Origin of the sequence: Pseudoalteromonas sp. Z9A4, from assembly GCF_011378845.1 — a bacterium.
Taxonomy (GTDB): domain Bacteria; phylum Pseudomonadota; class Gammaproteobacteria; order Enterobacterales; family Alteromonadaceae; genus Pseudoalteromonas; species Pseudoalteromonas arctica.
The window spans coordinates 15223-41990 of record NZ_WTLA01000014.1 but is presented as its reverse complement, the minus strand read 5'-3'; the positions used below and the strand labels follow the sequence as shown (position 1 = coordinate 41990).

Here is a 26768-nt window from a genome sequence, read left to right as displayed (position 1 = left end):
ACTTTAGCGAGGTAAGTTAATAACGAGTCGGTGGCTTTGCTGGCCACTGGCCCAGTATTTACGCTCAAAAGGCGTAATGGCATCGTCTGACTCATAAAGCGTTACATCGCAAGGGTTGCCTGTTAATTCAAGCGCCCGAGCAAACTCCTTAACGTAAATATCCCAATTGCTGCGCACTTCTAATTTTCCACCTAACTTAACGATAAATGGAAAAATAGCCGCGCCATGCCAGCGTCTACGAATATGCTTAGACTTAGGCCACGGGTTTGGATACAACAAATAATGGTGCGTAGGTTGCCAATTAGCAGCTACCGCTAAACGCCAAAAGTCATTTAAGTCTGCTTGCACTAAGATGTACTGACCACTGTCGGTTTGCTTATATTCAACATCGTGCTTATCTAATCGGTGCGACGATTTATCAATACCAATTATAAGTGCATCAGGGTGGCGCTTAGCTAAGTTAGCTGAGCTTTCACCCACGCCACAACACGAGTCTAAAATAAGCGGGCCACTAAAGGCTTGTACTTTAGCATTAACCTCGTCAAATGCGGCTTGGGTATGCGCTGCAATTGGCTTTTTAAATTCAGCATCTAAGTGCTTATTTACTATTTCATCAAGCTTTTCGTGAATACCCGCTTGATTAGATACAATACTACGTGAATTTGCATCACTCATTAGTGTCTTAGCCCCACACCTTTTTTGATCAATGTAAGCGCTAATGTAAATAACGCTGTTATAAATACTAAAATAACCCCAAGAGCCACGCTCAAATCAACATCCGACACACCTAAAAAGCCATAACGAAATGCGTTAACCATATAAATTATAGGGTTGATTTGTGATACATTCTGCCAAAACTCAGGCAGCAACGTAATTGAATAAAATACACCGCCTAAGTAAGTTAATGGCGTTAAAATGAAGGTGGGGATAATGCTTATATCGTCAAAACTGTTTGCGTAAATTGCATTAATTAAACCACCTAAAGCAAATACAGCTGAGGTTAAAATAACCGTCGCCATAATTACAAAAATATTATGAATTTGAATATCAACAAATAATAACGACACACAGGTAACTATAAAGCCCACCATAATACCGCGCGTCATACCGCCACCCATATAACCTAGAACAATGATGTAGTTAGGTACAGGTGCAACTAAAAGCTCTTCAATGCTTTTTTGAAACTTTGTTGAGTAAAAACTAGAGGCTACATTGGAATAAGAGTTAGTAATAACTGACATCATTATAAGGCCAGGCACAATAAACTCCATATAACTAAAGCCGCCCATGTCGCCAATTCGTGAACCAATTAAATTACCAAAAATAACAAAATATAAGCTCATCGTAATTGCTGGCGGTACTAAGGTTTGCACCCAAATACGTAAAAAACGTATACATTCTTTAATCCATAAACTTTTTAGCGCTACGCCATATTTAAACATTTATTCGCCCCGCCCTTGCTCTAATAATCCTACAAATAATTCTTCTAGTCTGTTTGCTTTATTTCGCATACTCAACACTGTATTACCTTGAGTTGTTAATGCGCTAAATACCGCGTTTAAGCCCTGTGATTTAGCTACTTCGACTTCAATAGTATGATCATCCGCCATGGTAAATTTGTAGCCATCAAGCGTTACAGGGTTTGCTGGCATTTTTAAATCTAAAATAAAAGTTTCTTTATCAAGCTTTGCAAGCAATGCTTTAATCGTGGTGTTTTCAACAATTCGACCAGAATCAATAATAGCGATGTTTTTACACAGCAGCTCTGCTTCTTCAAGATAATGCGTAGTTAAAATAATAGTAACGCCTTGCTCATTTATTTGGCGTAAAAAATCCCACATTGAACGACGAAGTTCTATGTCTACCCCCGCGGTTGGCTCATCAAGTATAAGCAACTTAGGTTCGTGCATAAGGGCACGCGCAATCATTAATCGGCGTTTCATACCGCCTGAAAGCGTACGCGCTTGCTTGTCTTTTTTCTCTAATAAACCAAGCTGCGCTAAGTATTTATCAGCACGTTTATGCGCTTCAGCGCGAGGTACTCCATAATAACCAGCTTGATTAACAAGTATTTGGCTAAGCGTTTCAAACTGACTAAAGTTAAACTCTTGTGGCACTAGGCCTAAATGCGCTTTTGCAGCTTCTAAATCAGTATCAATATCGCAACCGAATACTTCTACTTTGCCTTTTGTTTTATTAACAAGCGACGAAATAACACCAATCGTGGTTGATTTACCGGCTCCGTTTGGACCAAGCAAAGCGAAAAAATCACCTTCATGAACTTGTAAATCAACGCCTTTAATAGCCTCAACACCATTTTTATAAACCTTGGTAAGGCCTTCTATATTTAAAGCAATATTTTGCTTATTCATTACTTACCCTCACCATAACCCCAACGTTTTGTTAGGTTATGTTCAATATTTAAATGATCTAAAATTCTAGCCACCATAAAATCAACTAAGTCTTCAATACTTTGTGGCTTATGATAAAAACCGGGTGCTGCTGGCATAATTGTCACCCCTAAACGAGATAACTTAAGCATGTTTTCTAAATGGATTTCGTTAAATGGTGTTTCGCGTGGCACTAAAATTAGCTGACCGCGTTCTTTAATTACCACATCAGCGGCGCGCTCTAATAAATTATCTGAAGCCCCTACCGCAATTGCAGAAACCGACCCAGCACTACACGGGCATACCACCATTTTTTTAGGCGCCGCAGAGCCCGAAGCCACAGGGCTAAACCAGTTATCTTTACCGTATACTTTTAACTGCCCAGATTTAGCATTAAACAGCGTACTTAACTGCTCAGTGGCTTTGTCTTCATTGCCAGAGAGCTTAATATTTGATTCTGTATCAAGCACCACTCGCGCTGCACTTGAGATAAGTACGTAAACTTGAAATTGCTGCTCAAGCAATACTTCAAGTAACCTTAAACCATAAGGCGCACCTGATGCACCGCTAAAAGCGAGCGTAATTCTATCTTTAAATTGCACACTATTCTCCGCTGTATTTATCAGCTAAACCATCAACAAGGTGTTGATGAAGGCCATTAAAACCGCCATTGCTCATAATTAAAATATGTTGATTAGGCTCAATATTTTCAAGCACCGTATCAATAATTGTTTGTGTGCTGCTAAAGCACTGCATACCAGCTTTATCTGCTTGCTCTTTTAGCGACCAATTTAGATTCTCTGGTTCAAAAAGTAGTACGTCGTCAGCATCACGCAGTGAATCTAATAATGTATATTGATGCACACCCATTTTCATTGTGTTTGAGCGCGGCTCTAAAATAGCGATAATTTTTTCATCGCCTACTTTTGCGCGCAGTCCTGCAAGCGTAGTTTTAATTGCTGTTGGGTGATGCGCAAAATCGTCATACACCTTAATATTATTTATATCAGCCTTTAGTTCCATGCGTCTTTTAGGACTAATAAACTCTCCTAAGGCATCAATACTATGATCAATGGCTATACCCACATGGCGCGCTGCTGCGATAGTCATAATCGCATTTTTAACGTTATGCTCACCGAATGATTGCCAGCGAACAGCGCCTTGCTTTTCGTTATTTAAAAGTACATTAAACTCACTACCATCAGCTTTTATTAATTCATAGCCCCAGTCATCACCGAGGGTTTCGCTTTCGCTCCAAAGCCCTTGTGCTATTACGTCATTAAGCGCTACGTCTTGCTTTGGCCAAATTACTTTGCCGCTTTGAGGTAATGTACGCATTAAGTGATGAAATTGTTTTTTTATTGCGTTTAAATCTTCAAAAATATCAGCATGATCAAATTCAAGATTATTTAAAATAAGTGTACGCGGAAGGTAATGGACAAACTTACTGCGCTTATCAAAAAAAGCAGTATCGTATTCATCCGCTTCAATAACAAAAAATGGCGTTTCACCTATTTTGGCCGATACACCAAAATTTTGGACGATACCGCCAATTAAAAAACCAGGCTTTAAACCCGCATATTCTAAAACCCATGCCAGCATACTCGCCGTGGTCGTTTTTCCATGAGTACCCGCTACAGCAAGTACCCATGAGTTTTGTAATAAATTATGCTTAAGCCACTCAGGGCCTGAAGTGTAAGGCAGACCTTTATCAAGCACATATTCAACACACGGGTTACCACGGCTCATTGCATTACCAATAACAATCATGTCTGGCTTTGGCTCTAATTGAGATACGTTGTAGCCTTGAGTTAACTCAATGCCAAGCTCTTCAAGTTGCGTACTCATTGGTGGGTAAACATTTTGATCAGAGCCTGTTACTTTATGGCCCAACGATTTAGCAATAGCAGCAATACCGCCCATAAACGTGCCACAAATGCCCAAAATATGTATATGCATATACTTTCCTTAAATCGTATGCTCACTTTGCAGCTATGCAAAGTTTAATGGCGCTATAATGCCAAAATTCGTGCTTAGTTACTATGTACGTCTACACAATTCACTCGTGCCAAAAACACGTTAATCAATTTTTTAAACGCTAAAAATTAAAAAATAGGCACGTTCACCTACCCTGTATTGCTTTTAATCAATTATTATCAATGTTATAAACCAGCTTGCTGTATAACTTTAAAACTTAAAAAGGACTTAATATGAAAAAACTATTCTTTATAGCCTGTATTTTACTTAGTCAAAAAAGCTTTGCTTTGGAATTTGCTAAGTACCCAATAGAACTAAGTTCGGGCGAAGGCGTTAATGTTGTTATTGCCCCCACAACAGATAAAAAACAAGCTTTAATAAAAGTAACAGGCATAAACCATGATATTGATGGCATCGTATTTTTAACCGATTTAAAACCTCATGGTAGTAATAAAGCTTACAAATATACTTACGATGGTACACAAAGAAGTTTAGTAAGTGTTGAGGAAGGCTACCGCTGTTGCTCTTACAATCTTTATATTCCAGACACTCGTGATGGAATTTACTTATCAAAAAAAGAAGAGTCAAACCCTGCCATTGTTGAAGATTTAAAAGCCCAATACGATCAACAATTAAATAAAGGTACTCAAGCTAAACTAGCGAAGTTTAATCGTGAAAAGCATTTAGGGTATCAACAAAAAAATATAGCTGCCGCTAATAGCGAAATAGATAAGCAATGCGGATTAAAAATAAATACCAATGTTGATTGGGAAAGCATTGATGATGAAAACCTAAAAGAATATCCAGTGGGTTCATTTTGTGCACAAGTTGCAAACGAAATGGCATACATGTGCGAAAAAGACCAAAGTTTTAAAAACGACATAGCTCAGTTCAATGCTATCGAATGTAAATTTACTAATGAGCTAAAACTACGTAAAAATGGTAATACACTTATATTTAAAACAGCGCCAAAAGCCGCTAACCAACGCCGCTTTATTGAAGCTTATTTATTAAATTTATAAGCTGAGTTTAAAACCAAAAAAAGCACCTAAAGGTGCTTTTTTTGGTTTTACTAATTAAGTTTGTTTATAGCGTTAAAAATACAATCAAACCGACACCGAGTAATAAACGATATATTACAAATGGCAACATACCCATTCGCTCTATTACTTTTAAAAACATAAATATACATGCATAAGCCGATAAGAACGATAGCACCACACCAAGCAATAATGTATTCCAATCAACTACATGGTCACCCAGTGCAAGCTCTGCAATATAATAAAGCCCCATCATAGAAATAATCGGAATCGCTAGTAAAAACGAAAAACGCGCTGCGCTTTGCTTATTCATACCCAACATTAAACCAGCTGTCATCGTGATACCTGATCGAGAAGTACCCGGGATCATTGCAACAGCTTGTGCAAAACCAATGATAAGTGCCGTTTTCCAATTGAGCTGATAAATAGTTTTAATTTGCTTCCCTTTTGCATCCGCGTACCAAAGCAATAAACCAAATACAATTGTGGTAGTAGCAATAACCCAAGCGCTTCGCAGGTATAACTCAATAAAGTCTTTTAAAAGTAATCCTAAAATAGCGGCAGGCACTGTACCTAGTATAATCCACCAGCCTAATTTACTGTCATCGGTAGTGCCTTGCTTACCAAAAGATTTAAACCATGCGCTTAGTATATCTACTACTTCTTTACGAAAATAAATAACAACGGCTATTAAAGTACCAACATGTACTGCTACGTCAAACGCAAGCCCTTGATCTTCCCAGCCTAAAATTTGCGATGGGAGAATTAAATGCGCAGAACTCGATATTGGTAAAAACTCAGTAAATCCCTGTATGAGGGCTAAAATAATTATTTCGATAATACTCATAGGTTAGAAAACTCCACCTTCCATAGCTTTTGTTGAGGGTTATTATATTCATTCCATAACTGCGCAATCGTTTGCTTAGCTACAGGATGATAAAAATCTGGGGCAACCTCACTCAGAGGTTGTAATACAAATGCATTTTTAGTTATTTCATCACGTGGTAATTGCGCTGGGGAATCGCAAGTTACATCATCATAAAACAGTAAATCTAAATCGAGCGTTCGTGGACTAAATTTTTTATCGTTCGCTGTACGCCCATTATCACGCTCTATTTGTTTTAATAAAGCGCATACATCAGCAAGCGACATATCAGTTGTAGCGCCAACTACTGAATTATAAAAATTATTGCCAGCAAACCCAACTGCTTCACTTTCAAAAACAGACGAGTGCACAATGTGCTCAAAGTGCTGCTTAAGTGCTATTAATGCACATTGTATATAATGCGCTTTATTTATATTTGACCCTAGGCTGATATAAATTTGAGCCATTTAGTCAGTTGCCTTAACACGTGTAATTTCAACACCCACAGTTTGTGCTTGTGCTACTGCTGCAGGTTTACTTACTCTTATAGTAACTTGTGGCGTATTAAACTCGCTTAAAATAATCTCAGCCAACTGCTCAACCAAAGTCTCTAGCAACTCAACAGGTTTTGCAGTGCTGTGCTTAATAACGCGTTCGCTTACTTTTGAGTAATCCAGTGCTAAATTAATATCGTCATTTGCGGCTGCAGGCTTAATATCACTAAGCATTTCAATATCAAAATAAAGGCTCTGTTTACTTTCTTTTTCAAAGTCGTACACTCCAATAATAGTGTCGACGTGCAATTGAGATATAAAAACCTTATCCATTGATACTCCAAATAACAACAAACGACTAAGCAACTATACAAAGCATCAATAAAATTAATACTGTATATGGTTTAGCCAGTGTTTAAATATGTGAAAATAACTTCTACAATAGCAAAATAAACAAACTAGCTATTAAATAGCCTGTTAATAATTTTCACGATAAATTTTGCTGCCAATAATAACTTAAAAGTACTATCAATTGGTATAGCAATTAAAAAATAAGGAAGCGTGTGTTAGCCACTTTAATGTTTGTTTTAGCTTATTTACTTGGGTCGATTTCGTCGGCTATTTTAGTGTCGCGGTTGTTCAAACTCCCTGACCCTCGTAATAGTGGTTCTAACAACCCAGGGGCTACAAATGTTTATAGATTAGGCGGAGCATTTCCGGCTTGCTTGGTTTTAGTGTTTGATATTTTAAAAGGCACTATTCCAGTATGGGGAGCTTATTTTTTAGAAGTTGAACCTTTAGAGCTTGGTTTAGTCGCTGTAGCAGCTTGCTTAGGCCATATGTACCCACTGTTTTTTAGCTTCAAAGGCGGTAAAGCCGTAGCAACGGCATTTGGCTCATTATTACCTATTGGCTTATCATTGGCTGGTTTACTTGTATGCACTTGGTTAGTTATAGTGGCTATAACACGCTATTCATCACTTGCGGCGCTTGTGGCAGTCTCTTTAGCACCTTTATATACATGGCTGATAAAACCACTTTATACTCTTCCCGTTACCTTTATTACGTTGTTAGTTATATTTCGTCACCGTACTAATATTATTAGATTATTTAGTGGGGAAGAACCAAAAGTAGGCGCTAAAAAAGCACCCACTGATGAAAACGAAAACAGTTAACGTAAGAATAATACCAATTTTATTAAAAACATAATCATTCTAGCGTATTAAATAACTCACTAACTACGTTAAAAATTATTTATATAGAACAACTATGTATCATAATTTTAGCCTTGTTATTGAGCTATTTTCTTATCGCTATAATAGATCACTAATTTAATGCAATTGGTATAATTAAATAGGCTCAAGACTATCTATTGGCCAACGCGGTTTAGTTTTCATATCAAGACTTGCAAACTGACCGGCTTTTAAACGTTGCATTCCTGCATAAGCAATCATTGCACCATTGTCGGTACAAAATTCAGTACGCGGATAAAAAACTTCGCCTTTCATACCTTTCATTACGCGTTCAAGCTGCAATCGAAGCTGTGTATTTGCACTTACGCCACCGGCGATTACTAAACGCTTAATACCTGTTTGTTTAAGCGCTCGCTTGCACTTAATAACGAGCGTATCAATAACCGCTGTTTGAAATGCATGCGCTATATCAGCTTTAGTTTGATCGTCGTCGTCATTTTCACGAATAGTGATTGATGCTGCAGTTTTTAAACCACTAAAACTAAAATCAAGACCTGGTTTGTCAGTCATCGGGCGAGGAAAAATAAAGCGCTTCGCAACGCCTTGTTCGGCCATTTTAGCTAAGCGGGGACCTCCAGGGTAGTCAAGACCAAGTAACTTAGCCGTTTTATCAAAGGCTTCGCCTGCGGCATCATCAACTGACTCACCTAGTACTTCGTATTGTCCAATACCCGCTACTTTAACCATCATGGTATGACCGCCCGATACAAGCAATGCAATAAACGGAAACTCAGGAATATTTTCTTCAAGCATAGGAGCAAGTAAATGCCCTTCCATATGATGAACAGCAACAGCTGGAATATCCCAACCGTATGCTAATGAACGACCAATAGAAGTACCTACCAATAATGCACCAACTAAACCTGGGCCTGCAGTATAAGCAATGCCATCTAAGTCTTCGGGGCCACAACCCGCTTGTGCAAATGCTGCGTCTATAAGTGGTAGCGTTTTACGAACATGATCGCGCGATGCAAGTTCCGGCACTACGCCGCCATAATCAGCGTGTACTTTTACTTGGCTGTATAATTGATGAGCTAACAAGCCTTTTTCGTCATCGTATATTGCAATACCCGTTTCATCGCATGACGATTCAATGCCTAAAATTCGCACTGTACTTCTCCTGCCTTTAAAATTTCACTTCGCTGTTTTTATAACGTAAGACCAATATTTGTTTGGCCATCTTCTAGGGCAAACTTTTTAAGTGCTTTTACGCTATCGGAGGTAATACGCCCCATATTTTCTACAAAATCAATTAGCTCACCTAATACTTCAATTTCGTATTGCATTAATGGATGCTCTCTAACAGCTGTGTTATCTGCAACCTCACCTTCAACCGTCATTTGATATTCAATAAAGCGAGCCACTGTTGCTTGAGATATTTTACTGACACTAATGAACTCTTGCTCATCTTGCGCCATTAAACCGTGCATTAAACTAAGTAAAGACGTTGCAGCATCAATAGCAGGGTAAGTACCAAACATATCAAAATCAGCAAGTTCAGGAACATTCGGTTCTATTTTTTCAACTTGTTTTTCGAGATCTATTTTACTTTTAGGCAGTAATATTTTTTCCCAACAAACATTAAGCGAATTACGAAGTAAGGTTTCATCACCAAACCCCGTTGCTTCGCTAAATAAACCGTAATTTGGCAGCATTCGCTCTATTAAAGCACTTGCTAAAACAGCTTTTTGTAAATAGTTAAGCTCTCTAATACGCTGAAAATTATTTGCTTTAGTCATTCTTTAACGTCTCACACGACCAACAAAAATCAAATGTTGATCCATTATGCTCATTACAGTTAGGGCATACCCAATCTGGAGCGGATTGTTTTACTTGTTGATAGTTTACCAATATTTGGCGCGCATGGCGCTCTTTTATCGCATAAACCTGCACACTAACTTGTGCTTGATCAAATGGAATTTCTCCCAATGCGCCTTGGAGCATCTCACCTTTTATTTTGCATTCAATGCCACTGGTTTGTATTAAACCTTTAATAATATTAGCTTCAAGGGTATTTTCGGCTTTATGAATTGTAACCCATTGAAAAGAGCTATCAGTTGAATTTTTATTATTAATATTTTGCAATATTCACCTCATTTATTTTGTGTTATCAATATCCTGCGCTAGATTATTAGCATACTAACATGCTGCACTTTTAAGGAATAAACATGACACTTACAACCCCGGGCTTACTTTTTCCGGCCATATCGCTGCTATTATTAGCCTATACAAACCGATTTTTAGTTTTAGCGCAATTAATTAGGGAGTTAAATGCGCGCGAAGGTGAATCTATTCGACCTGTTGTAGTCGCTCAAATCACTAACTTACGTAAACGAATAAACTTAATCAGAACAATGCAAGTATACGGCGTAGCCTCTTTTTTACTGTGTACACTATCAATGTTTGCTCTATTTATTGAATTTAATACCACGGGGATTATTTTATTTGGCATTAGCTTAGCTTGCTTAAGTTTATCGTTATTAACGTCTTTATTTGAAATACATATTTCCTGCGATGCGATTGAGATAGAACTGCAAAGCATCGAAAACAAACCATTAAGCAGCCGAATAAATCGAAATTTCATAAAGTAAGTTCATATACAGCAAGTGCCCTATTATTTGTCATAATCATGTTATATGTACGCCTCATTTTGGGGCGTACCTTTTATTATTTAAAACAATTAATTTCCAGCCCTCCAACTAACCTACTGACTAAAAATAACTTAATCTAAGCAATTAATTGCAAAAATATAGATAAAGAACAACAAAAAACTGATTATTAATTATAAAAGCAATACTATTTGGTCGCTTTTCTCTTTAATTAATACTAAAAGGGGGGTATCCTTCTGGAAACACGTATGAACTTACAAAAGTATATCAATATAGAATTTTACTAAACTTTAGAATAAAAATTAATATATTTGATGTCCGTAGTATCTGCGACTTACTTATAAAAAGGGACTATAAAGTGAGATTTGAACAATTAGAACAATTTGTAGCACTTGGTATATTACGTCATTTTAGACAAGCTGCTGAACAAACCCAAATTAGTACTTCAGCGCTAACGCGCAGCATTCAAACACTTGAAAATGAAATGGGATATGAGTTAGTAAAACGCTCAACTCGTTCTGTTAAATTAACGCCTGAAGGCGAACTTTTCCTTGAATATGCTAAAACGACTCTATCGGAACTTGAGCTAACGAAAAAACGGATTTTTCAATCAGTAAACGGTAATGCTAATGAAAAACTGGTTATTGGCTATACCAATAAGGCAAGCAGCATAGTACCTATTTCTTGTGGACAGTTTTTAGCTCAATATCCTCATATAAAAATTGAAATGCAGTTACAAGATCAACAAGAGCTAACACGCAGACTCCAACAAGGTGAAATAGACATAAGTGTATACTCTCAAGCTATTAATAGTATCGGCAGTGACATTCACTTACCTGATCAGCTTGTATTATTTGTTTCAAAAAATCACCCTCTTGCACATAAAAACGATATAAGTAAGCAAAATCTTGATAGCTACCCTATGTTTGGCTGCTTCTCTCAATCTAAACAAGTGCAAACTATGCTTAATGAAGCAATTGATTCTTTAAATAAATCATCAAGTATTAAAGTGGGTAGCATTGAGCAAGTAATGGCTGGTGTAGTTAAATCAGATCACTTTGCTATAGCAAGCATTGAGCATGCAAACACAATCGCAGAGAACTCTGAACTCGTACAACTAAAAACAAATAAAGATTTAAATCACGAACAACTCGTTGTACAAACAAGCCAACAAACATCTATTACCGAACATGTAGAGCACTTGCTATCGCTTATAAAAAAAGCGGGAGCTGCATTTAACTAACCCTTCTTTTTGAAAAGTGCGGCACAATAAACAGTAGCTTTAAATCGCTTTTCGGCTACACTGTCGCACCTTTTTTAAACAGCTGATGTGAATGAACACACTTTTTGGTCCTGATGTCTATTTAGATGATATAGAACGCCAAGGATACACCGTAATTCATAACGCGCTTATTGCCGATTTAGTTAACGATTTAGTTGCAGATTGCCACCGTATAAACCCCCACTTTAGCCTTGCCGGTATTGGTCGATTAAATAACTTACAAATAGACAAAACTATTCGTACTGACAAAACCTATTGGTTTGATGGCAGTTCTCAAGCACAGCTTACTTATCAAGCAATAATGCAAAGTATAAAGACCACGTTAAATCGCAGCTTTTTTATGGGTCTATTTGATTACGAATGTCATTATGCAAAATATACACAGGGTGATTTTTACAAAAAACATTTAGATGCATTTAAAGGTCGATCTAATCGTGTATTTACAACGGTGCTTTATTTAAATACGCCTGAGCAAGGTGGCGAACTTGTTATTTATAAACCTAAAAGTAAAGAAGTAGAAATAACCATTAAACCAACTGCTGGCACATTAGTTATGTTTGAAAGCGAACGCTTTGCTCATGAAGTGCTCCCCGCCGTTGACGAGCGCTATTCTATTGCTGGGTGGTTTAGAAAAAACGCTTCGATTAGCGGCATTATTGATCCGCCCCGATAGCTCTAAATAGCGAATTTTAACAGCCTTTATTAAGGCTTTAAAATGCTATTGGGTATGAAAGTAATAACCCTATAAAGATAGCCAAGCCCACATAATGATTATTTAAAAACGCTTTAAAGCAGGCATCTCTTTCGCGTTTATGAATAAGCGTTTGTTGATATGCCAATAAACCAGCTGCTACACTCAAACCAACGCCAAACGCGACACTTAAATGATTACTTATACCAATAAACGCAACCAGCGCTATAAATACAGCATTAAGTAAAAATATAATGTGACGGTCGCATTTACCAAATAAAATAGCGGTAGATTTAACCCCTATTTTTAAATCATCATCTCTATCAACCATCGCATACATTGTATCGTAGGCTACTGTCCAACAAATATTAGCTATAAATAATAGCCATGCCTGCATTGGTAATGCATTTATTGAAGCCATATACGCCATTGGAATAGCCCAACCAAATGCAGCTCCTAAAACAACTTGTGGTAATTGTGTATAGCGTTTCATAAAAGGGTAGCAAAAGGCTAAAGCCAAAGCCCCAAAAGAAAGTAAAATAGTATTAATACTCAGCATTAATACTAAAATAAACGCAATAACTATGAGCAGTAAAAATAAACTAAGTGCTTCACCACTACTAACCCGCCCTGAAGCTAGCGGCCGCTGAGCAGTGCGTTTTACCGAGCCATCTATTTTCCTATCTGCAAAATCATTAATTACACACCCTGCACTTCGCATAACAACAACGCCCAGCGTAAATATAATAAAGTTGAGTAAGCTCGGCATTCCGCTACTGGCAAGCCACAAAGCCCAGTATGTTGGCCAAAGTAATAACAAGGTACCAATAGGCTTATCTATACGCATTAGCTGTATGTAGTAAGAAATATGTTTTAGCTTTAAAGTGGCTAATCTCATGAGTATAAATACGCTCCGGGTAAAAACACTTCACACACTAAAAACTTATATTCTTTGAGTGAAAATACACTTCGGCGTCCCAACAAGTTTTTTTCAGGTAAGTTTAATTTTGCAACTAATTGCTGAACGGGATGCTTGGCATCAAAAGAAGCAATTTCTATATCCGTTCGTTTTAGTCCAGGGTCTTGAAATATAACATCACCAAGAGGTCGTTCGCCCATATTGTGCAAAGGATTACTCGAATCATTTTTAGGAAGCCAGCTTTGTGCGTACACCATAGGTTTGTTATCGCACAATAAGAGTACTTCTCGATTAATCGCCGTTTTAGCAGTACTGTTTAGTAATAACTTCTGCTCTGTGCTTAAAGTAAATAACTGCTCACTTAATACTTTTACACTAAAAATTTTTGAGTTACTTTTTAATTTAGCCGTTAAAGAGTTAGGCTCAAAAAGCCACTCTCGCTCTAGAGGAGATAAATCACTTACATAAGAAGTGAACTGCCAATTAGCAGACATAGACAGGGGATAAGTAATCACAATAGCTCAACAAAATAAAAAACAACAGAATGATACCATCGCCAAAGCTTTTGAAAAAGTGATGTTTTATAACCATAAATAATTGCTCGGCGCTGTTTATTACCTACTATTAAGTATAAACTATTTATAACAGGTTTTTAGAAACGCTTTAAATATGAAAAAAATAGTATACGTATGTCTTTTTACATTCTTTGTAAGCTTTATTAGCTTTACAGCTCGTGCTGAATCCACATCTACAGTTGGTTATTTTGGTTTTGAGCCAGATATAGTAACCAATTACATCAGTTACTCAAATAAAAAAATGGGATATGTGCGCGTCAGTGTTGATTTAATGCTTGATAATACAACTGATATCGCAATTGTTGAACACCATACTCCACTCCTTCGTGATGCGCTTGTTAAAATATTGTCTAAAGAACCAGAAGAAAAAATAAAATCACTTATTGGTCGTGAAGAAATACGTGCTAAGTGCGCAGAAAAACTAAAAAGCCTGTTAAAAGAAGAAACAGGACAAGAGATCATCCGTGAAGTCTTGTTCACTAAGTATTTATATCATTAATATTTAACGTTTTGCGTTAAATATTTTGGCGGTATAGGCAAAAGCCATACCGCTAACTAACCCACCTAAGTGCGCCCAATTAGCCATACCTACAAACAATACATCTGCAAAACCAAGCACTAACCAAATCAACATGAAACCAACAATAGCCGTACTAACAAGCGCTGGTTTTTTAGGGTTTAAAAAGCTGTGGATCCAGCAAAAACCAAGAAGCCCATATACTACACCACTCAAACCGCCAAAATTTGGCCCAGCCATTAAGTACTGCGCCCAATTACTAATAAGTGCAGTCACTAAAAACAAACCTATTAAGCTTAGTTTTCCGCATTGCTTTTCTATATTGTCGCCAAGTGACATCCACCAAATTAAATTAAACACAATATGCATCGCGCTAAAGTGAACAAGAGCGGGAGTCAACCAACTAAGTGGTTGTGATGGATTAAATTGCAGCGCTGTATAAATTTCATCAAACCCACCCAGTAAAAAAGCGACATAAATAACAATACTTAATATGCTAACAGTTTGGTTAAGCCAGCTAAGCGCTTTAAACCGCGCCATAAGATTAAGTGATTGCCCTTGATATTTGAGCGGTGACTGTGTACTGCCTACATCCCAAGATGCTTGCTGGTATTTTTCATGATTAGGGTTTTGTGTAAATTCAGTCCATAGCGGCTGAACTTGATGAAAGTCCTCTTCAGTCACGCTAATGATGACATTACTACCATCTGCTGAGTGTATCTTTGCATCTAGGCCTTGGCTTTTTAAATAATCTATAAAGCCCTGTGCGGCGCGTGGGTTATTTAAACTGCCAAGCTCTATCATCGCTCTACCTTCTCGCTGTAAGCCGCTTCCCAAGCAGTAAAGCCACCATCCATGCTGTAAACATCTTCAAAGCCTTGCTCAACTAAATAACTAGCGGCGCCTTGAGAGCTCATACCGTGGTAGCACACGATGATAATTGGCTGATCGAATTCTTTTTCCATCATAAATTGTGCAATATTACCGTTAGAAAGTGCTTCTGCACCGGGAATATGACCGGCTTGATACGAATTAGGATCACGAATATCTGCAATTACAACGTCTTCTTTATCTAGAAGTTCTAACGTTTGCGCTATAGAAATATATTTAAATGCCATTGAAGTCTCTTTAATTAATAGTATAAAAAAGGCGGCTAAAGCCGCCCTTCTTGTAATTTAGTTAGGAACTAATCCCAGTTTAAAATTACTTTACCTGACTGACCTGAAATCATCATATCAAAGCCAGCTTGGAAGTCATCCACAGAATACTGATGTGTAATGATTGGGTTTAAATCAAGACCAGATTGAATCAAGCTTGCCATTTTGTACCACGTTTCGAACATTTCGCGACCGTAAATACCTTTAATCACTAAACCTTTAAAAATAACTTGGTTCCAATCAACCGCCATATCAGAAGGTGGAATACCTAGCATGGCAATTTTACCGCCGTGGTTCATGTTATTAAGCATTGAATTAAAAGCGCTTGGCACACCTGACATTTCAAGACCAATATCAAAGCCCTCTGTCATACCTAGCTCTTTTATTACGTCTTCAAGCTTTTCGTTTGCGACGTTTACAGCACGTGATGCGCCCATTTTACGCGCCAAATCTAGGCGGTATTCGTTTACGTCGGTAATAACAACGTGGCGAGCACCCACGTGTTTTGCTACAGCCGCAGCCATAATACCAATTGGACCTGCACCCGTGATCAGTACATCTTCGCCAACTAAGTCGAACGATAATGCGGTATGAACAGCGTTGCCAAATGGGTCAAAAATTGAAGCCAGTTCATCAGAAATATTATCTGGAATTTTAAATGCATTAAATGCAGGAATAACTAAATACTCTGCAAATGCACCGTCACGATTTACGCCAACACCCGTTGTATTACGGCATAAATGTACACGCCCAGCACGACAGTTACGACAATGCCCACAGGTAATATGACCTTCGCCCGATACGCGGTCGCCTACTTTAAAGCCACGAACTTCCTGACCCATATCAACGACTTCACCAACATATTCGTGACCAACAACCATAGGAGTAGGAATCGTTTTACTTGCCCATTCATCCCATTTGTAAATATGTACGTCGGTACCGCAAATAGCTGTTTTACGAATTTTAATTAGTAAGTCGTTATGACCCACTTCTGGCTTTGGTGCATCTGTCATCCAAATGCCCGGTTCTGCTTTTAATTTAGATAATGCTTTCATAATCCACACTCAACTAAAAAACCGAAGCGAGGCTCCGGTTTAAAATAAAATTAAATAACGCCCATTTCTTTACCAATACGGGTAAATGCATCAATAGCAATATCAAGTTGTTCAATGCTATGCGCCGCTGAAATTTGTGTACGAATACGAGCTTGCCCTTTTGGTACTACAGGGAATGAAAAACCGGTGACGTAAATACCTTCAACAAGTAGCTTATCAGCCATTAACGAGGCTACTTTTGCATCTCCCAGCATTACTGGAATAATTGCATGATCTTTACCTGCACACGTAAAACCAGCAGCCTCCATTTGCTCACGGAAATATTTAGCATTTGACCAAAGTTTAGCGCGAAGCTCGCCGCCACTTTCTAGCATTTCAAGTACTTTAATTGATGCAGTAACAATTGAAGGAGCTAATGAGTTTGAGAACAAATAAGGGCGTGAACGCTGACGTAACCATTCAACAATTTCTTTTTTACCTGAAGTATAACCACCTGAAGCGCCGCCTAGCGCTTTGCCTAATGTACCGGTGATAATATCTACACGATCTAATACATTACAGTACTCTGGTGTACCTTTACCTTTTTCGCCAACAAAGCCAACAGCATGAGAGTCATCAACCATTACAAGTGCATCGTATTTATCAGCTAGGTCGCACACAGCTTCTAAATTGCAAATAACGCCGTCCATAGAAAACACGCCATCAGTAGCTATTAGTTTCGTTTTAACGCCGGCTTCATCTGCTGCAATAAGTTGCTTTTCAAGATCAGCCATGTCGTTATTTGCATAACGAAAACGCTTGGCTTTACACAAACGTACACCATCTATAATTGATGCATGGTTTAATGAATCAGAAATAATAGCGTCTTCTGCGCCTAGAATGGTTTCAAACAAACCGGTGTTTGCATCAAAACATGAAGAATATAGAATGGTGTCTTCTGTTTCTAAAAACTCACTGATTTTTTTCTCTAGTGTTTTATGAATATCTTGCGTACCACAAATAAAACGAACAGACGCAACACCAAAACCATGATTATTTAAACCGTTTTGCGCAGCTTCAATTAGCTCTGGACTATTAGCTAAACCTAAGTAGTTATTAGCACAAAAGTTGATTACTTTACCTGACGCAACTTCGATTTGAGCTTGCTGCTGAGATTTAATAATACGTTCGCTTTTATACAAACCTTCGGTTTTTACGTCTTCAATTTGCTGTTGTAGCTGGCTAAAAAAAGCAGATGCTCTCATCTGTGTTCTCCATTAATTTGAACGGGTAAACAACCACATTTAAGCGACTGTTTATTATGGGGGGTATTGTAAAAGTTTAATGGGGAAAATGCACGGTTTGCAGTTCGTCGCAAACGCCCTAAACTGGAAGGAATTCCTGCCAGTTTACAGGCTAATCTGTTTAGTTTATTTATGTATTTAAAAGTGCAGGTAAACTGTTTAAAGAATCGATAATTAAATCAGCCTCTTGCTTAGCACTTTCATCAAAGCTTTGACCCGAACGCACTAAAACGCGGGTCGTAATGCCCGCTTTTTTCGCAGCCTGCATATCACTGAGTTTATCGCCCACCATTATACTGCAAGCAGGGTCGATGTTATGCTCTTGTATGCCTTGTAATAACATACCTGGCGCAGGCTTTCTGCAACTGCACTCTTTCAAATATTCAGGGTGCGCTTTTTTAGGGTGATGAGGGCAAAAGTACACATCGGCAACTTCAATACTGTGATCGCTAAATTGGGTTTTCATCCAATCAGTTAGTGCTAAAAAATCAGCTTCGGTGTAATAACCTCGACCAATTCCAGATTGATTAGTGACGATTATGATTTTATAGCCCGCATCATAAAATGCTTTACAAGTACTAAAAACACCTTCAATAAATTCAAATTTATCGCTTTGATACACATAACCATGATCAACGTTTACCACGCCATCTCGATCTAAAAAAAGCGCTTTATTTTTTTGTTGTGCGTTCATTACAAAGACTCTTTTTGTACAACATGGTTAAACATCGCTTTTACATCATCAACTGTAATTTGACTCATTAAATCATCGCCTTTTACGCGCGTACCCCACGGTACTTGCTTAGTCGTTTTACCGGTTTGCTTAAGCAAATTTTGGTGATAAACCTCAACCACGTAATCTTGATATAAGTAAGGGCCTGTTCGTGCAGGGTTTGAATGTGCATATAAACCAATAACCGGCGTACCAACCGTTACCGCCATATGTGCAGGGCCTGTATCGGGCGCGAGCACTAAACTGCCACGCTTTAACACGCACAACAACTCTTTGAGTTTCGTTTTACCCACTAAATTTAAAATAGGTGTTTTACTATACTCAACAATACTATTTGCTAGGTTAATTTCAAGTTCTGTTGGCCCCCCCGTCAATACCACCTTAAAGCCTTGCTCATTTGCATAATCAGCCAATGCTGCATAACGATCAGCGAGCCAATTGCGCTGTGCTTTACTTGCTGCTGGCGATATTACTAACAGTTTATTAGTTAGGTACTCTGGTGTTAGTAGTTCATCGGCAACCGCTTGGTCTTGCTCTGTATATGGCATGTCCCAACTCGGTTTATAATCAGCTACACCAACGGCTTTAGCAAAACCTTTAAAACCTTCAAGCACATGCGCCTGAGCTTGTGGCTCTATTCGTTTATTAATAAACAAGCTGTGCAATTCTTTTGAACGCGCCCAATCGAACCCTATTTTTACTTTTGCCGGAATACAACGCGCTACAAACCCAGCCCTTAATGCAACTTGCATATTAAGTAGTACATCAAACTGTTGATCTTTAAAGCGTTGCTTTAAGCTTTTAAGTGCTGCTTTACCTTGTTTTTTATCAAATACCACCAGCTCAACGCCCGGTAAGTCGGCAAGTAGCATGGCTTCTATTTTGCCAATAACCCACGTGATTTTTGCATTAGGGTGTGCTTTTTGAATAGCTTGTACAGCACTCACACCATGACATACGTCACCAATGGCTGAGAGTCTTAATATACAAATAGATGAATAGTTAGGAGCTTGAGTCACACATTCCCTTAGGTAATAAATACAAAAGCCGATCTTAAATTATAATCACGCTATTGCAAGCACTTATCCTCAGCTTTAAAACGCGCTAATATAGGCACATTATTTAGCAATTACACAGAGCTATGTTTAAACAACACGTACAAGGCAGTCACACTGTATTAAGCCACCCTAAATACACAAGCCAAATTACCCTCGATTGGTTTGATGCAAATTATTGGCAACAACAAAATAAAATTGTGGGCGCCAAAAAGGGCCGAGCAACTGCGTGGTTTTTTAAACAAGACGAATTAACAGCCGTACTTAGGCATTATTGGCGCGGTGGCTTAGTGGGTAAATTGCTAAGCGATCAGTATTTATATACTGGGCTTGAACAAACCCGTGTGTATAAAGAGTTTAGCTTAATGAGTAAACTTATAGAGCTTGGTTTAAACGTACCACCCCCTATTGCAGCTAAAGTAACGCGTAGCGGATTAATTTATCGTGGTGATATTATTACAGAGGCTGTTAAAGACGCTAAAAGTGTACTCGACATATTAATTGAACGCTCATTGACTGAAGATGAGTTAGAGGGAATAGCTAAAACAATCGCGCTATTTCATTCAAAAGGTGTGTATCACGCTGATTTAAACATTAATAACATTTTGTTTGATGATACTGGTGATGTGTATATTATCGACTTTGATAGAGGTGAAATAAGAGCGCCTAACCCACAATGGCAACAAAGTAATATGGCACGTCTTGAGCGCTCGTTTTTAAAAGAACAGGGTCGAAATAATGTATTTAATTGGCAAGTGAGTGACTTTCAAACTCTACACAGCAACTACCTTAAAGCTTTATCAGGCGCTAGTTAACTAGCGCTAAATACTGCAGAGCAACCTGCTCTACCTGTACTTGCTTTAAAATCGCTGCACTTTCTACATTAGGTTTGTCAGTTAATACCTGCTTAACTGCATTGGCTAATGTCTCACTTTGTTGAACGGGTACTAAGTATTTACTTAGCTCGCCTGTTAAAATCTCGCTTGGTCCAAATGTACAATTAGTGCTGACTACCGGAGTACCCACCGCTAAAGCCTCAATTAATACCGTTGGAAGTCCTTCAAAATCAGAACTCAACACTAAAGCTTTGGCATGCTTAATCCAGTTGTACGGGTTTTGTTGAAATCCTGGCACTACTAACTGTTTTTCTATGCCGTATTGTTGTGCAAGCTTTAATGCTTTTGCGGGTTTATTACATAAAAGGACTAACTTGTATTTTTTATCAAGCTTTGCAAATGCTGCAAATAATATATCGTGGCGTTTTTGTTTGGCGAGTCTTCCTACATGAATTAAGTAGGGCTCATTTGGGATATTGTTATTTTGCTCATTTGCTTGCTGTCTTATTTTTCAAAATCGAACGGGTTGTAAATAGTCGCAATTGCACTTGGGTTAATTAAATCCCCTTGTATTATTTCTTTTTCAACACCCTTTGATACGCAAATAAGTGATTTACCATTTAAATTTTGCTTACTTTTTTTAAGATATAAGTATGAAAATGGACCTAACTTTTTTTGACGTGCAAGTTCTGCATTAACTGAGTTGTGAATAACAAAATGAACATTTTTGATATTACTACGCGCGAGCAAGTTATTACTTCTATCAAGATTAGAAAGCACTAAATCAATATTGCCCAGCTCGCTTTGTTTTTTTTCAAACCACGCTTCTAGTTTTAATACGCTATTTTTACGTTGCCAAAATCTATCAACTTTAGATGCTCTATCAGTAAATAAACTATCAACATTAACTATATCAGGGACATCATACTCAATATTGCTAGCAAGAGATAAAATAGTGACGCTGTGGTGTAAGTTAGCCATTTTTTCAGTCAGAGTAAGCATTACTTTCTCAGCTCTTCCCCCACTAATGAATCTATTACAATAACAATATTCATTGACTTTCCCCTGCGAGCATACTTTTTATACCATTAATGATTACATCGTAACTATTTGAATTATCTGACTGATTATATTTATCAATAAACTCATTATAAAAAGGCTCGGCAATAACTTGGGCTATTTTCGTAGTAATTTCATCAACATCAAGATTTGCTTTAATTACAACACCTCTATTAGCACAATGCTCCAAACGTGTATTTTGATCTTTAGAAATTGCACATGCCACAACGGGAGTTTGAACTGCAATTGCTTGCAATAATGTATCGCCACCACTCAGCAATGCAATTTTAGCTTGACTCATTAATGCTAAAAAATCAGTATTTTGCAGACTTGCTAAACAAATAAGCTCATCACTTTTAGGAATGCTTTTGTTATAATTTGGACCAAACACAATAATGGCTTTTAAGCCAGTGAGCTTAGTTATTTTAAGTGCAGCTTCAAAATATACATCGGCGCAGTTGAGATTATTTACACTATGGCCGCCTGAACCAGCATTAACAATAAAGTAGTCATTCGGTACTAAATTATAGCGATTCAAAACATCACGTTTTTGCACACTAGAAGCAAATGCAACAAAAGGCCCTACATTACGAGGATGTGCTAAGGGAAACATGTCTAACTTCGTACTTTCAGCCCATGTAAGTGGCTCAATACAATAATCAGGCTGTACAACCCAATGTGTATCAATTAAATTAATTCTGTTAAGTTTTAATCCTTTTGCACGTTTTTTTGCATGCTGAGAAATAAATATAACTTTAGCGCCTACCTTTTTGGCCGCTTTCATATGCCCTGCACGCCCTGCACAATCAAAAACAACGATATCGGGTTTAAACGTTTCTATAAAATCGCAAACAGAATCTAGCTCTTTAGTCGCGGAGTGCTCTAGTAGTGTGGTTTCAAAAGGGCAGTCTTTTGCGTAGCTTGTATGTTTATTTAGTATAAAGTGAATATCAAGGGAGTCTGCAAGTTCACTTTGTAAACTCTGAGCCAACAACAACGAGCGCATATATTCACCAATACCTTGTGGTGATGATACAGGGATAAATAAAAGTCGTTTGTTACTCATTATATTCTCAATTTTCTATTTGATCAGTAGTATACCAACACCGTAGTTTTTACGATAGACGGGTTTTATTTATACATTTAAATAAACACTAATAAATTGATTATTTACTGCATTCCACTGCTTTGATTGATAAACTTGACCACAATATTAATCACAAGGATCTGAACTTTGCGAAACAGAATCTTTCTACTTTCGACTATTTTTTGCGCAGTAAGCGCGTCAGTAAACGCTGAACCCTGGGTAAAGCCAGATGATTACGGTCTAAGAGCTGATATTCAACAATTAGCAGATGCAGGCGTCATTTTAGCACCTGTGACAACCTACCCTCTTATGTGGAAAAGTTTTATAAGCGATGTTGATAGTATGCCGCTGGAGCAATTATCTCCAAGCTTGCAAGATGCTTTATTACGCGTTAAACATCGATATAAATCAGAAAATAGTAGTTCGCATAGTTTTCAATTATCAGCATTTTCAGCGACAGACCCGATTGTAGCAACGAGCTTTGGCGCCACCGAGACTCAAGAAACCGAACTTTCTGCAGCTTATTCCTACTTAGGTGATAATTTTGCAGCTAAAGTGGCTGTAAATTATAGAAAAGACGGTAAAAAATGTTTAGTCGATGGAAAAACGATAGATGACATTGAAACCAATGCACAAGCACTAACTGATTGTAATGATACCTCATTTGACGATAGTTACTTAGCGTATCGTTTAGGTAATTGGATTTTTAGAGCCGGTGCAGTTGAGCAGTTTTGGGGCCCAGGTGTTGATAACAGCTTAATTATGTCAGGTAACGCAAAACCACTCCCAGCATTGAGTGTTACTAGAGAGAAAAGTACCGCTTTTGAAACACCGTGGTTAAGTTGGATTGGTCAATGGAGCTTTACAGCACAAATGGCTAAACTTGAGTCTACGCGAGTTATTCCTGATGCGTTATTGTGGAGCACTCGTGTTAATTTTCGCCCTATTCAACAGTTAGAAATTGCACTTAGCTGGTCTGCACAATGGGCCGGTGACGGTCAGCCTAGTTCAGCCGGTGATTTTATTGATTTAGTTACGGGTGGCGGAGAGTGTGTAGGTAATGCTGAGCAATGTCAAAAAGAAGGTGAAACTCGCTTAGGTAATCAACTTGCGGGTATAGATATACGTTGGTCAGATACTTTATTTAATCAACCATATGCAGTCTATGCCAGCACCATAGGCGAGGATACTAGTGGCGGTATAAAACCAGTTGACAGAGCCTATTTGTATGGTGTGCAAACTACACAACGAATATACGATCAAAGCGTATTAATAAATGTAGAGTACATAGATACAGGTGTTTCATGTTCAGCAGAGTCTACAAATGAAAATTGCTACTATGAGCACTCAGATTACAAATCTGGTTATCGTTACCACGGCCGTACTATTGGCTCTACTTATGATAACGATGCGCAATCAGTTGTTTTAACTTTATTAGGCCAGCTGTCGAATGGTAATGATTGGCAGGTAAAACTGCGCAGTGTTGATTATAATAGTGACAATCGCGATCGTTATCCTAACAATCCTGACTTAGGAAATACAATTACTAAAACAGGGTTTAACTCTAAGCAGTTAGAACTTCGTTACAGAATGCTTTCTATGGGCGGCCGCGTTACTTTAGGTGCTTTTGCATCTAACAACGACGGTGCTGAAAACGATACTTCTGCATTTGCCAAGTACGAATACAACTTTTAATAAACGACTTTATTAAAATTAAAAAAGGGATGAAAACCGTGTTTTCATCCCTTTTTTGTATTTTTAGTAACTTAAATCAGTAATTACTGTTTGATTTTACTTATTACTTTTGATGTTGAGCACCCATCTAAAAATTCAAGCACTTCAACTTTTCCGCCGTGGCGAAGTACATGCTCAGCACCCGCTATTTGCTCTACGGTGTAGTCGCCACCCTTAACTAAAATATCAGGGCTTATTTGCTCAATTAATTTAGCGGGAGTGTCGTTTTCATCTAGGCTACCAAATGGAATAACCCAATCAACAGATGAAAGTGCGCTAAGTACCATTGCACGCTCATCTAGCGGGTTAATAGGACGATCTGCCCCTTTTAAACGCGTAATTGATTCATCGTTATTTAATCCAACAACAAGCCTGTCACCTCGCGCTTTAGCTTGTGCTAAATAACGCACATGCCCAGCGTGTAAAATATCAAAGCAGCCATTAGTAAACACTATTGTTTCGCCATTTTGTTTTGCAAACTCAATATGTTGAAGGACATCATCAAATGGTGTTTGGTAATGCTCACCAGTGGTATGTAAATACTGACCAAGCTTGCGGCTTAGCTCTTCTGGCGAAACTGTAGCTGCACCAAACTTACTCACAACGATACCTGCGGCTAAATTAGCAATTTCGACAGCATCTTTAGGTTCCATGCCCGCGCCGAGCATAACAGCTAATGTAGCTATAACCGTATCACCGGCCCCGGTTACATCGCTTACTTCAAGCTCTTGCGCTGCAAAATCAAATTTTTCATCTGCACTAATAAGCGACATACCTTGCTCAGAACGCGTAAGCAACATAGCTTTAATGCCATTTCTGCTAATTAAATCACGCGCACTTGCGGCTAAAGCTTCTTCTGAATCGGTTTGACCACCCGCTAACTTAAACTCATGTAAATTAGGCGTAATGTAATCAGCACCTTCATATAAATGTAAATCTGGCGATTTAGGGTCGATTAAAACCGTTTTTCCGGCGCCCTTAGCAAGGCTTACCATCTCTTTAATTAAGCTTAAAGATCCTTTGCTGTAATCAGAGAACACAATAAAATCGTATTCATCAAGTACAAGCTCTAAACGGTTTAATAAAAGTTGGCTATGTTGCTCGGTAAATGTTTCTTCTAAATCAAGACGAACCAGTTGTTGGTGGCGGCTAATAACACGCATTTTTGAAATAGTCGGTAAATCACAAACACTGACTAATTGTGAACTTATTTTTTCACCTTTTAGAATAGTCTCTAAAATCTGCCCGCTTTCGTCTTCACCAATTAAGCCCAGTAAGCCAACTTTTGCATCTAACCGCGCTATATTTTTTGCAACGTTAGCTGCGCCGCCCGCTTTGTCTTCAAATTTACTTACTTTAACAACAGGTACTGGCGCTTCAGGCGAAATTCGGCCTGTATCACCGTACCAATAACGGTCTAGCATTACGTCGCCAACAACTAATATTCGTGCCGCTGATAAGTTTTTTAATAACGATAAATCCATTACTGCTGCTCCGCAACAACCATATCCATGGCTTCACATAACCAGTGACCTATAAACATGTGAGCTTCTTGAATACGTGCTGTTTCGTCATTTTTTATAATGATAGGTAACTTAGCAATATCTTTTACTTTACCGCCATCACGCCCAGTTAATGCCACTGTAAAAGCGCCTAGTTTATTTGCAGCTTCTAATGCTAAATTAATATTATTACTAGTACCTGATGTGGTTAAACCAATAACTAAATCTTCTGGCTTACATAGCGCTTGAACTTGGCGTTCAAATACCGTATCAAAGTGATAATCGTTGCTGTGTGCTGTTAAAATTGATGTATCTGTAGTCAATGCCATTGAGGCAAGCGGACCACGTTCTAATTTGTAACGCACTACAAATTCTGCTGCTAAATGCTGCGCATCGGCTGCACTACCGCCGTTACCAAACCAAACAATCTTGCCACCAGCTTGTAATGCACTGTGGCATGCTTCTAACAGTTGCATAGATTCTTGATGATAAGCTTCCATCGTTTCAAATAATGCTTGATGACGGTTTAATGTTTCAACGTAGCTAGTTGCCACTGAATCGATAATTGACATGAAAAATTCCTCTAGGAACTGAAATAGCAGGGAAAAATTAAATCCATTATTCCATAATTTTATTTAATTGTGTGCATTTTATC

General features: G+C 38.1%; 30 protein-coding genes and 1 pseudogene. 8 read left to right on the top strand and 23 right to left on the bottom strand.

Annotated elements, in window-relative coordinates; all coding sequences use genetic code 11:
- Positions 1 to 3 precede the first annotated feature (3 nt).
- The 5 genes from GQR54_RS11640 to mpl are packed head-to-tail and all read right to left on the bottom strand — an operon-like array spanning position 4 to position 4349.
- Positions 4 to 675 (bottom strand): SAM-dependent methyltransferase, encoded by a 672-nt coding sequence (locus GQR54_RS11640; protein ID WP_007584750.1) that lies wholly within the window; start codon positions 673 to 675, stop codon positions 4 to 6.
- Positions 675 to 1442 carry an ABC transporter permease gene (locus tag GQR54_RS11635; protein WP_007584748.1) on the bottom strand — a complete coding sequence of 256 codons (768 nt, stop codon included), beginning with the start codon at positions 1440 to 1442 and terminating at the stop codon, positions 675 to 677. Before GQR54_RS11635 ends, GQR54_RS11640 begins: the two co-directional genes overlap by 1 nt.
- On the bottom strand, positions 1443 to 2372 hold the full coding sequence (locus GQR54_RS11630) for an ABC transporter ATP-binding protein (protein ID WP_166377772.1): 930 nt from the start codon (positions 2370 to 2372) through the stop codon (positions 1443 to 1445).
- Complete coding sequence (locus tag GQR54_RS11625; protein ID WP_007584746.1) at positions 2372 to 2992, bottom strand: flavin prenyltransferase UbiX; 621 nt, start codon at positions 2990 to 2992, stop codon at positions 2372 to 2374. Before GQR54_RS11625 ends, GQR54_RS11630 begins: the two co-directional genes overlap by 1 nt.
- A 1-nt stretch (position 2993) precedes the next feature.
- Positions 2994 to 4349 carry a UDP-N-acetylmuramate:L-alanyl-gamma-D-glutamyl-meso-diaminopimelate ligase gene (gene mpl / locus GQR54_RS11620; protein ID WP_166377770.1) on the bottom strand — a complete coding sequence of 452 codons (1356 nt, stop codon included), beginning with the start codon at positions 4347 to 4349 and terminating at the stop codon, positions 2994 to 2996.
- 251 nt (positions 4350 to 4600) lie between these two features.
- On the opposite strand from mpl, the gene GQR54_RS11615 reads away from it, so the two are divergent.
- Positions 4601 to 5389: a hypothetical protein gene (locus GQR54_RS11615; protein ID WP_166377768.1), complete on the top strand. Its 789-nt coding sequence runs from the start codon at positions 4601 to 4603 to the stop codon at positions 5387 to 5389.
- Positions 5390 to 5453: 64 nt separating this feature from the next.
- Here the strand turns inward: GQR54_RS11615 and GQR54_RS11610 are convergent, their stop codons facing one another.
- From GQR54_RS11610 to folB, 3 genes are read right to left on the bottom strand one after another with little or no spacing between them, the layout of a single operon-like run.
- The gene (locus GQR54_RS11610; RefSeq protein WP_007584742.1) at positions 5454 to 6254 is read right to left on the bottom strand and encodes an undecaprenyl-diphosphate phosphatase; all 801 of its coding nucleotides are present in this window, start codon (positions 6252 to 6254) and stop codon (positions 5454 to 5456) included.
- Entirely contained in the window at positions 6251 to 6739 is a 489-nt protein-coding gene (gene folK, locus GQR54_RS11605) for a 2-amino-4-hydroxy-6-hydroxymethyldihydropteridine diphosphokinase (RefSeq protein WP_007584740.1), read from the bottom strand. The genes GQR54_RS11610 and folK overlap by 4 nt, the downstream gene beginning before the upstream one ends.
- A complete protein-coding gene (gene folB / locus GQR54_RS11600) occupies positions 6740 to 7099 on the bottom strand; it encodes a dihydroneopterin aldolase (protein WP_166377766.1) in 360 nt (119 codons plus the stop codon).
- Positions 7100 to 7329: 230 nt separating this feature from the next.
- Here folB and plsY point away from each other — a divergent pair, with 230 nt between their 5' ends.
- The gene (gene plsY / locus GQR54_RS11595; protein WP_165729397.1) at positions 7330 to 7941 is read left to right on the top strand and encodes a glycerol-3-phosphate 1-O-acyltransferase PlsY; all 612 of its coding nucleotides are present in this window, start codon (positions 7330 to 7332) and stop codon (positions 7939 to 7941) included.
- Between the two features lie 174 nt (positions 7942 to 8115).
- On the opposite strand, the gene tsaD is transcribed toward plsY, so the two are convergent.
- From tsaD to GQR54_RS11580, 3 genes are read right to left on the bottom strand one after another with little or no spacing between them, the layout of a single operon-like run.
- Positions 8116 to 9129: a tRNA (adenosine(37)-N6)-threonylcarbamoyltransferase complex transferase subunit TsaD gene (gene tsaD / locus GQR54_RS11590; RefSeq protein WP_010554406.1), complete on the bottom strand. Its 1014-nt coding sequence runs from the start codon at positions 9127 to 9129 to the stop codon at positions 8116 to 8118.
- Between the two features lie 38 nt (positions 9130 to 9167).
- Positions 9168 to 9758, bottom strand: coding sequence for a YjaG family protein (locus GQR54_RS11585; RefSeq protein ID WP_007584732.1), 591 nt, complete (start codon positions 9756 to 9758; stop codon positions 9168 to 9170).
- Positions 9751 to 10104 carry a DUF2007 domain-containing protein gene (locus GQR54_RS11580; RefSeq protein ID WP_166377764.1) on the bottom strand — a complete coding sequence of 118 codons (354 nt, stop codon included), beginning with the start codon at positions 10102 to 10104 and terminating at the stop codon, positions 9751 to 9753. Before GQR54_RS11580 ends, GQR54_RS11585 begins: the two co-directional genes overlap by 8 nt.
- Before the next feature lie 83 nt (positions 10105 to 10187).
- On the opposite strand from GQR54_RS11580, the gene GQR54_RS11575 reads away from it, so the two are divergent.
- The 3 genes from GQR54_RS11575 (at position 10188) to GQR54_RS11565 (ending at position 12583) form a co-directional block, all read left to right on the top strand.
- A complete protein-coding gene (locus GQR54_RS11575) occupies positions 10188 to 10610 on the top strand; it encodes a DUF2721 domain-containing protein (protein WP_166377762.1) in 423 nt (140 codons plus the stop codon).
- Positions 10611 to 10986: 376 nt separating this feature from the next.
- Positions 10987 to 11871 carry a LysR substrate-binding domain-containing protein gene (locus GQR54_RS11570; protein ID WP_166377760.1) on the top strand — a complete coding sequence of 295 codons (885 nt, stop codon included), beginning with the start codon at positions 10987 to 10989 and terminating at the stop codon, positions 11869 to 11871.
- Positions 11872 to 11962: 91 nt separating this feature from the next.
- The gene (locus tag GQR54_RS11565) at positions 11963 to 12583 is read left to right on the top strand and encodes a 2OG-Fe(II) oxygenase (protein WP_007584723.1); all 621 of its coding nucleotides are present in this window, start codon (positions 11963 to 11965) and stop codon (positions 12581 to 12583) included.
- Between the two features lie 37 nt (positions 12584 to 12620).
- Here GQR54_RS11565 and ubiA read toward each other — a convergent pair whose 3' ends face one another.
- Together ubiA and GQR54_RS11555 are read right to left on the bottom strand one after the other, a co-directional pair.
- Positions 12621 to 13499: a 4-hydroxybenzoate octaprenyltransferase gene (ubiA, locus tag GQR54_RS11560; protein WP_166377758.1), complete on the bottom strand. Its 879-nt coding sequence runs from the start codon at positions 13497 to 13499 to the stop codon at positions 12621 to 12623.
- Positions 13496 to 14035: a chorismate lyase gene (locus tag GQR54_RS11555; protein WP_166377756.1), complete on the bottom strand. Its 540-nt coding sequence runs from the start codon at positions 14033 to 14035 to the stop codon at positions 13496 to 13498. The genes ubiA and GQR54_RS11555 overlap by 4 nt, the downstream gene beginning before the upstream one ends.
- A gap of 154 nt (positions 14036 to 14189) precedes the next feature.
- Here GQR54_RS11555 and GQR54_RS11550 point away from each other — a divergent pair, with 154 nt between their 5' ends.
- A complete protein-coding gene (locus GQR54_RS11550) occupies positions 14190 to 14594 on the top strand; it encodes a flagellar basal body-associated protein FliL (protein WP_166377754.1) in 405 nt (134 codons plus the stop codon).
- Between the two features lie 3 nt (positions 14595 to 14597).
- Here GQR54_RS11550 and glpG read toward each other — a convergent pair whose 3' ends face one another.
- The 6 genes from glpG to GQR54_RS11520 all read right to left on the bottom strand — a co-directional run bounded on the left by glpG (position 14598) and on the right by GQR54_RS11520 (position 19859).
- Complete coding sequence (gene glpG / locus GQR54_RS11545) at positions 14598 to 15416, bottom strand: rhomboid family intramembrane serine protease GlpG (RefSeq protein WP_166377752.1); 819 nt, start codon at positions 15414 to 15416, stop codon at positions 14598 to 14600.
- Positions 15413 to 15730: a thiosulfate sulfurtransferase GlpE gene (glpE, locus tag GQR54_RS11540; protein WP_166377750.1), complete on the bottom strand. Its 318-nt coding sequence runs from the start codon at positions 15728 to 15730 to the stop codon at positions 15413 to 15415. The genes glpG and glpE overlap by 4 nt, the downstream gene beginning before the upstream one ends.
- A gap of 68 nt (positions 15731 to 15798) precedes the next feature.
- A complete protein-coding gene (gene tdh / locus GQR54_RS11535; RefSeq protein ID WP_166377748.1) occupies positions 15799 to 16824 on the bottom strand; it encodes an L-threonine 3-dehydrogenase in 1026 nt (341 codons plus the stop codon).
- Between the two features lie 50 nt (positions 16825 to 16874).
- The gene (locus tag GQR54_RS11530) at positions 16875 to 18068 is read right to left on the bottom strand and encodes a glycine C-acetyltransferase (protein ID WP_166377746.1); all 1194 of its coding nucleotides are present in this window, start codon (positions 18066 to 18068) and stop codon (positions 16875 to 16877) included.
- 169 nt (positions 18069 to 18237) lie between these two features.
- Complete coding sequence (gene gmhB / locus GQR54_RS11525) at positions 18238 to 18801, bottom strand: D-glycero-beta-D-manno-heptose 1,7-bisphosphate 7-phosphatase (RefSeq protein WP_166377744.1); 564 nt, start codon at positions 18799 to 18801, stop codon at positions 18238 to 18240.
- Positions 18801 to 19859, bottom strand: coding sequence for a glycosyltransferase family 9 protein (locus tag GQR54_RS11520; RefSeq protein ID WP_166377742.1), 1059 nt, complete (start codon positions 19857 to 19859; stop codon positions 18801 to 18803). Before GQR54_RS11520 ends, gmhB begins: the two co-directional genes overlap by 1 nt.
- A gap of 122 nt (positions 19860 to 19981) precedes the next feature.
- Here GQR54_RS11520 and GQR54_RS11515 point away from each other — a divergent pair, with 122 nt between their 5' ends.
- Positions 19982 to 20710 (top strand): 3-deoxy-D-manno-octulosonic acid kinase, encoded by a 729-nt coding sequence (locus tag GQR54_RS11515; RefSeq protein WP_166377740.1) that lies wholly within the window; start codon positions 19982 to 19984, stop codon positions 20708 to 20710.
- Here the strand turns inward: GQR54_RS11515 and GQR54_RS11510 are convergent.
- Positions 20703 to 21786 (bottom strand): annotated as a pseudogene (locus GQR54_RS11510) (glycosyltransferase). The gene GQR54_RS11515 and the pseudogene GQR54_RS11510 overlap by 8 nt on opposite strands.
- Positions 21783 to 22856: a glycosyltransferase family 1 protein gene (locus GQR54_RS11505; protein ID WP_166377738.1), complete on the bottom strand. Its 1074-nt coding sequence runs from the start codon at positions 22854 to 22856 to the stop codon at positions 21783 to 21785. Before GQR54_RS11505 ends, GQR54_RS11510 begins: the two are co-directional and overlap by 4 nt.
- A 168-nt stretch (positions 22857 to 23024) precedes the next feature.
- Between GQR54_RS11505 and GQR54_RS11500 the strand changes: the two genes are divergently transcribed.
- Positions 23025 to 24572: a capsule assembly Wzi family protein gene (locus GQR54_RS11500; RefSeq protein ID WP_166377736.1), complete on the top strand. Its 1548-nt coding sequence runs from the start codon at positions 23025 to 23027 to the stop codon at positions 24570 to 24572.
- An 83-nt stretch (positions 24573 to 24655) separates the two neighbouring features.
- Here GQR54_RS11500 and hldE read toward each other — a convergent pair whose 3' ends face one another.
- Entirely contained in the window at positions 24656 to 26095 is a 1440-nt protein-coding gene (gene hldE / locus GQR54_RS11495) for a bifunctional D-glycero-beta-D-manno-heptose-7-phosphate kinase/D-glycero-beta-D-manno-heptose 1-phosphate adenylyltransferase HldE (RefSeq protein WP_007584706.1), read from the bottom strand.
- Positions 26095 to 26685: an SIS domain-containing protein gene (locus GQR54_RS11490; protein ID WP_002961065.1), complete on the bottom strand. Its 591-nt coding sequence runs from the start codon at positions 26683 to 26685 to the stop codon at positions 26095 to 26097. Before GQR54_RS11490 ends, hldE begins: the two co-directional genes overlap by 1 nt.
- Positions 26686 to 26768: the final 83 nt, after the last annotated feature.